Origin of the sequence: Marilutibacter maris, from assembly GCF_006546735.2 — a bacterium.
GTDB lineage: Bacteria > Pseudomonadota > Gammaproteobacteria > Xanthomonadales > Xanthomonadaceae > Marilutibacter > Marilutibacter maris.
The window spans coordinates 1-6,044 of the sequence record NZ_VICD02000229.1 but is presented as its reverse complement, the minus strand read 5'-3'; the positions used below and the strand labels follow the sequence as shown (position 1 = coordinate 6,044).

The following is a 6,044-nucleotide window of genomic DNA, read 5'->3' as shown; positions in this document are numbered from 1 at the left end:
GACGCCATCCCGGAGCCGGCCGTCCGGCCAGCTGCCGCGCGCGTGGCTCCAGCACGTCTTCGATCAGCAGCCGCCAGCGCCCGGCGGTGGCCGCGTCGGTGAACCCGGCGCCGCGGCGCAGGCCGTTGTCGACCATCGCCCGGTACAGACCCGGATCGTCGAGCAGGCGTCCGATCTCCACCATCGCCGCGTCCGGACCGTCGACCTCGATGAAGTCCAGCGGCCCCTCGCGCAACTCGCGGTAACCGGACTCCGGTCCGAGCAGGGCCGGCACCCCGGCCAGCCAGGCATTGAACAGCTTCCACGCCGGCTTGTTGCGCACCAGCCGCGCGCCGCTGGGCCGGGTCGCCAGCAGCAGGTCGACCTCGCGGAAGTCGTGGTAGTCGGGCGGCGTGCCGTCGGCGGCCGCCGCATGGCACTGGAACCGCAGGCCATGACGATCGAGGAATTCCAGCCACGCCGCTTCGTTGAACCCCGGATGCAGGTTCCGCGGTGTCCCCGGATACAGGATCGTGCGCGGACGGTCGCCGCGCGCGGGGTCGCGCGCGACCAGCCCCGGCTGCGACCAGTGCGGCACGTGCAGGGCGCGCCGACCATCGGCCGACTCGGCGTTCTGCACCACTTCGACATCGGCGAAACCGACCGGATGGCGATCGCTGCGCACCGCCACCAGCAGCGCGCGGCTGCGGTTGCGCCGGCAGCGCTGCCAGAGCGCTCGCTTGTCGCCGGCGTAGAACAGCACCGGCCCGGTCGCGGGCACATCGTTGTCCAGCCGCACGTCGAGCCCGGCTGCACGCAGCCGCAGGTAGCTGAGCACGATCCAGTAGTGCTCGCCGAGCACCAGCCGCTGCGGTTCGCGATCGGGATCGAGTGCGCGCCAGTCGGCCAGCGCCGCGTCCGGCACGTCGAGGAAGAAGGTCGTCGTCACGGCGGCACGCTGCACCTTGTTTGGAAGCGGGCTGGATTGGAGCAGGCTTGACTGGAGCAGGCTTGACTGGAACGGACGGAAGGCCGGAGCAGCAGGTCCGGCGCGGCGCGGCATGGCCCGGGCGCGCGAGCCGCCCGGTATACTGCCACCGCCTTCTTTCGCCGAGCAAGCAAGCGCCGATGCCACGACGCGTACTGTTCATTCCGGTCAGCGGCGGGCGCGGCGGCGGCGAGTTGCAACGCAGCCTGATCCTGGCGCGAACCCTGCGTGCGCAGGGCGGCGATACCGACATCCGCTTCCTGGCCCACGCACAGGCGCCGTTCCCGTGCGAGGAGTTCCAACGGACGCCGTTGCCGGGCTCGCCGACCCGCAGCGAACCCGAGGTCATCGCGGCGATCGCCGACTTCGCCCCCGACCTGTGCGTGTTCGACAGCACCCTGCGGATGTCGGCGCTGCGTGCGGCGCGCGCGGCCGGCAGCCGCACCGCCTACCTCAGCGTCAGGCCCAACTCGCGCTGGCGTGGACTGGATCCGCGCAAGCGCACCCTGCTCGACGCGCACTGGATACTCGCCCCCGAACGCCTCGGCGCCGCGCCGCCCTGGCCGGAACGGCTCGGCCGCTGGTTGCTGCGGCGGACCCGGTTCGAGTACTTCAATGCCGTGTTCGAGGCGCCCGATACCGCGGCGGCCTCGCGCCTGCTCGCCGAACATGGCCTGGCACCCGGCCGGTACATGCTCGCCTGCCCGGGCGGCGCCGGCTACACGGTGGATGGCCTGGCCCCGGTGCCGTTGCTGGCGGAAGCCGGCTCGGCCCTGCGCACGACGCTGCCGGTGCTGGTGGTCGATCCCGGCGATCACGCCCTGCCGGCCGGCTGGATCGGTCTGCCGCGCATGCCCAACCGGATCCTGATGGGCCTGGTCGAGGGCGCGCGACTGAACGTGGTCAACGGCGGCGGCACACTGGTGCAGGCCCTGACCCTGGGCGCACCGTGCCTGGCGATACCGATGCAAGAGGAACAGGCACAGCGGATCGCCGCGTTCGCCGCCCGCGACGCGGTCCTGACCTGCGCCGCGGAACGCACGGCGATCGCCACCGCCTGGCAGCACGCGGCGGATGCCGACCTGGATGGCCTGCGCGGCCGCGCGCGCGCGCTGGGCCTGCGCAACGACGCGTCGACGATCGCGCAGCGCATCCAGACGATGCTCGCCCGCTGAGCCGCGCGCCGGGATTTCGCCGCCCCACTCGGGCTATGCTTGCGGTTTGAGACCCGCCCAGGCCGCGAACCACGCATGACCGCTCCCGTCAACGTAATCTGCATGAAATGGGGGGCGATGTACGGACCCGAGTACGTCAACCGCCTCTATGCGGGCGTGCGACGCCACCTGTCGCGGCCGCACCGCTTCGTCTGCTTCACCGACACCGACGAAGGGCTGGCGCCGGGCATCGAGGCGATGCCGCTGCCGCCGCTGGGCCTGCCGGCGGGTCACAACGACCGCCGCTGGCAGAAGCTGGCGGTGTTCGGCCATCAGTTGGCCGACCTGCAGGGCCCGACCCTGTTCCTGGACCTGGACCTGGTGGTGGTCGACTCGCTGGACCCGTTCTTCGACCTGCCCGGCCGCTTCCACATCATCCGCGACGCCGACCTGTTCAAGCGCAAGCTCAGGCGCAAGCTCAATCCGCAGCGCGACCGCTTCCTGCAGATGATCGGCAACTCCTCGGTGTTCCGCTTCGAGGTCGGCCAGCACGCCTACATCCTCGACAACTTCGTCGCCGATCCCGACGCGGCGACGCGGCAGTACCCGATGTCGCAGCAGTACCAGAGCGCTCAGCTGGAGGCGCACGGCGAACTGGAATACTGGCCGCGCGGCTGGTGCGTGAGCTTCAAGAACGACTGCATCGCGCCGTTCCCGCGCAACTACTTCAGCGATCCGAAACTGCCTTCCGGGGCCCGGATCGTGGTGTTCGCCGGACGCCTGAAGATGTCGGAGGTCGTCGCCGGCGGCGGCCACCGACTGCACCGGCGCATCGGCAACGTCGACTGGCTCAGGCAGGCCTGGATCGATCCCTGAGCGACGGCCCGCCTAGCCGCCGTCGTCGGCGTCCTCATCCTCGCCACCGGCTCCGGGCACGCTCAGCCCGCCCGCGCAACCGCCCCAGGCCCCGGCGCGCAGCAACCACCAGTTGCGTCGATTGGCGCTGCCGGCCAGTCGCCCGTGCGACCGGTCCGCGCATTCGGGCAACGCCGACTCCCGCACCAGCAGCCAGCGTGTGTCCGGCGCCTGCGCCTGCCAGGCGATCGCGCGCTCCAGCTGCACCTGGCGGGACTGGAGGAATCCGAACTCGACGACCTCGCGGTCGGCCATCAGCAGGTTCTGCTCCTTCCAGGCGACCAGACCCAGTTCGGCATCGGCACCGATCGCTTCCCCCACCGTGCGCATCAGCCCGCGCGCCGAGCTGGCGTCGTTGAACAACGGATAGCCGAACAGGCTCACCCCGACCCACAACCCGGCCAGGGTCCAGGCCAGCGCCAGCTCGCCGCGCGCGACCCGCCACCACGCCAGCGCCGCCCCGCCGAACGAGGCGATCGCCAGCATCAGCCAGCCGACCGCGTCGCCGCCGTGGGCGACGCCGCGCGCGGCCTCGAACTTCTGCTCGAAGGCCGGCTCGGAGAACGCCAGCGCCGCGCCGACCGCAGCGAACGCCAGCACCAGCAGCAGGGCGAAGCCGAAGCCCAGCCGGCGCGGCCACGGCCGCTCCAGCACCCCGGCCAGATACGGCCCCATCGCCAGGCACAGCATCGGCAGCGCCGGCAGGATGTAGACCTCGCGCTTGCCGCTGCTGAGGCTGAAGAACAGCACCACCAGCAGCACCCAGGCCAGCGGCAGCAGAATGCGCGGATCGCGCGCGCGCAGCGCGGTGCGCCACGGCCGCAGCATCCACGGCAGCGCCAGAACCGTCGGCAGCCACTGGCTCAGGATCACCTTGCCGAAGTACCAGAACGGCTGATGGTGGTGCCACGGGTCGACGTAGCGCTTGGCGGTCTGCCGGAACAGGATGTTGTCGGCATAGGCCTGCAGCGCCGGATCGCCGCTGGCATGCACGGCCATCAGCATCGGCAGCAGCCAGGCCGCCAGCGGCAGCAGCAACGCCAGCGGCCCCAGCCAGAAGCGCGGCCCGCGCATCGCCGCGATGCCGTCCCAGCCGCGCCAGCGCGCCCAGGCCGCCGGCAACAACACCAGCAGGGCGACCACGCCCACCCCCTTGCTGATCACGCCCAGCCCGGCCGCGAACCAGCCCAGCATCCACCAGCGCGCGTCCGGCCCCTGCAACAGGTGGCGCAGCAGGGCGTACACCGACAGGGTGATGAAGAAGGTGACCGTCGGATCGATCTGCGCACGCTTGGCCTGCCAGGTGAACTGCAGCGCGAACAGCAGCGCCCATGCGGCGTATGCGCCGGCCTGTTCCGACCACAGCCGGCGTCCGAGGTCGCGCACCAGCCACAGGGTGCCCAGCGCCGCCAGCAGCGAGGGCAGCAGGAAGGCCAGCCGCAGGTTGCCCGACAACGCGTAGAACACCGCCTGCAACCACATGAACAACGGCGGCTTGTCCGGGTACAGCTCGCCGCCGCGGTGCGGGAACAGCCAGTCGCCGCTCTCGACCATATGCTTGGCGACCAGGGCGAAGCGCGGCTCGTCGGCCGGCCACGGGTCGCGCAGTCCCAGTCCGGCGCCCAGGACCAGCAGCGCGGCGATCCAGAACAGGCTGGAAGCATTGAGCCAGGGGGCGCGGCGCGGATCGCCGGCAAGCGCGGTGCGAATCATGGCCGGCATGATACGGGCCGGCGACGACACTCTTGTCGGAAAAATGTCGTAGTGCGACGGCCTGTCAGGCCTTGCGCAGGCGCGCGTAGAAGAAACCGTCGCCGCCGCCCTCGCCCGGCAGCCGCTGGCGGCCGGGTCCGCTGATCTCGCCCAGCGCCGCCGGCAACGGTTCGGCGCTGGCGTCGGCGGTGCGCGCGAGGAAGGCCTCGACCTGGTCGGCGTTCTCGGCCTTGAGGATCGAGCAGGTCGCATAGACCAGCGCGCCACCGGGGCGCAGCGTGGTCCACAGCGCATCCAGCAGTCGCGCCTGCAGCGCCACCAGCGCCTCGACATCGCTCGCGCGCCGGTGCAGGCGCACGTCCGGCTGGCGGCGGACGATGCCGGTGGCCGAACAGGGCGCATCGAGCAGGATCGCGTCGAAGGCCTGGCCGTCCCACCAGTCGGCGACCGCGGTCGCGTCGGCGGCGAGCAGGCGCGCCTCCAGGTCCGGATGCAGGCGCTGCAGGGTGTCTCGGACCCGCGCCAGGCGCCGCTGGTCGACGTCCAGCGCGGTCACCCGCAGCGACGGCTCCGACTCCAGCAGATGCGCGGTCTTGCCGCCGGGTGCGGCGCAGGCATCGAGCACCCGGTCGCCGGCGGTGGGCGCCAGCAATCCGGCCACGCATTGCGCCGACAGGTCCTGCACCGACACCGCACCGTCGGCGAAACCCGGCAGCGCCGCCACCGGCATCGAAGCCTCCAGGCGCAGCGCGTCGGCGGCGTCGGCACTGGCGGTCGCGGCGATGCCGGCCTCGCGCAGGCGTTCGATATAGGCGTCGCGGCTGCCGCGACGGCGGTTGACCCGCAACCACAACGGCGGTTCGGCGACACTGGCGGCGAACACCACCGCGGCCTGTTCCGGCCAGTCCTCACGGATGCGGCTGCGCAGCCACTGCGGCCAGTCGTCGGCCGGATCGCCGGCGGGCAGGCCATCGCGCTGGGCGCGCCGCAGCAACGCGTTGACCAGGCCGGCCTGGTGACGACGGCCGAGCAGGCGCGTGGCCTCGACGGTGGCGGCCAGCGCCGCGTGCGCGGGCAGGCGCAACGGATCGAGCTGGGCGAATCCCAGGTACAGCAGTGCGCGCAGCTCGCCGTCGCGGCGTCCGGGCGGCTTCGGCATCCACGCCGCCAGCGCCGCGGCGTAGCGGCCGGGCTGGCGCAGCACGGCGAAGCACAGGGTCTCGACCAGGGCGCGGTCGCGCGGATCCTCCAGTCCCGGCAACGCCCCGGCCAGCTCGGCCCGCAACGAGCGGCCA

General features: G+C 72.3%; 5 protein-coding genes. 2 read left to right on the top strand and 3 right to left on the bottom strand.

Going from position 1 to position 6,044, the window contains the following annotated elements; genetic code table 11:
• Positions 1–928, bottom strand: a 928-nt coding sequence (locus FKV24_RS13470) for a glycosyltransferase (protein WP_141482739.1), incomplete at its 3' end; no start/stop codon positions are given.
• A gap of 179 nt (positions 929–1,107) precedes the next feature.
• Between FKV24_RS13470 and FKV24_RS13465 the strand changes: the two genes are divergently transcribed.
• On the top strand, positions 1,108–2,142 hold the full coding sequence (locus FKV24_RS13465; RefSeq protein WP_141482738.1) for a hypothetical protein: 1,035 nt from the start codon (positions 1,108–1,110) through the stop codon (positions 2,140–2,142).
• Between the two features lie 75 nt (positions 2,143–2,217).
• Entirely contained in the window at positions 2,218–2,997 is a 780-nt protein-coding gene (locus tag FKV24_RS13460; RefSeq protein WP_141482737.1) for a hypothetical protein, read from the top strand.
• Positions 2,998–3,009: 12 nt separating this feature from the next.
• On the opposite strand, the gene FKV24_RS13455 is transcribed toward FKV24_RS13460, so the two are convergent.
• Together FKV24_RS13455 and rsmB are read right to left on the bottom strand one after the other, a co-directional pair.
• Complete coding sequence (locus FKV24_RS13455) at positions 3,010–4,749, bottom strand: ArnT family glycosyltransferase (protein ID WP_141482740.1); 1,740 nt, start codon at positions 4,747–4,749, stop codon at positions 3,010–3,012.
• A gap of 64 nt (positions 4,750–4,813) precedes the next feature.
• A partial coding sequence (rsmB, locus tag FKV24_RS13450; RefSeq protein WP_141482736.1) for a 16S rRNA (cytosine(967)-C(5))-methyltransferase RsmB occupies positions 4,814–6,044 on the bottom strand: 1,231 nt, incomplete at its 5' end.

Excerpts from the sequence above, each read along its gene's own strand:
- FKV24_RS13465 (WP_141482738.1), top strand. The coding sequence starts at position 1,108 with ATGCCACGACGCGTACTGTTCATTCCGGTCAGCGGCGGGCGCGGCGGC.
- FKV24_RS13460 (WP_141482737.1), top strand. The coding sequence starts at position 2,218 with ATGACCGCTCCCGTCAACGTAATCTGCATGAAATGGGGGGCGATGTAC.
- FKV24_RS13455 (WP_141482740.1), bottom strand. The coding sequence starts at position 4,749 with ATGATTCGCACCGCGCTTGCCGGCGATCCGCGCCGCGCCCCCTGGCTC.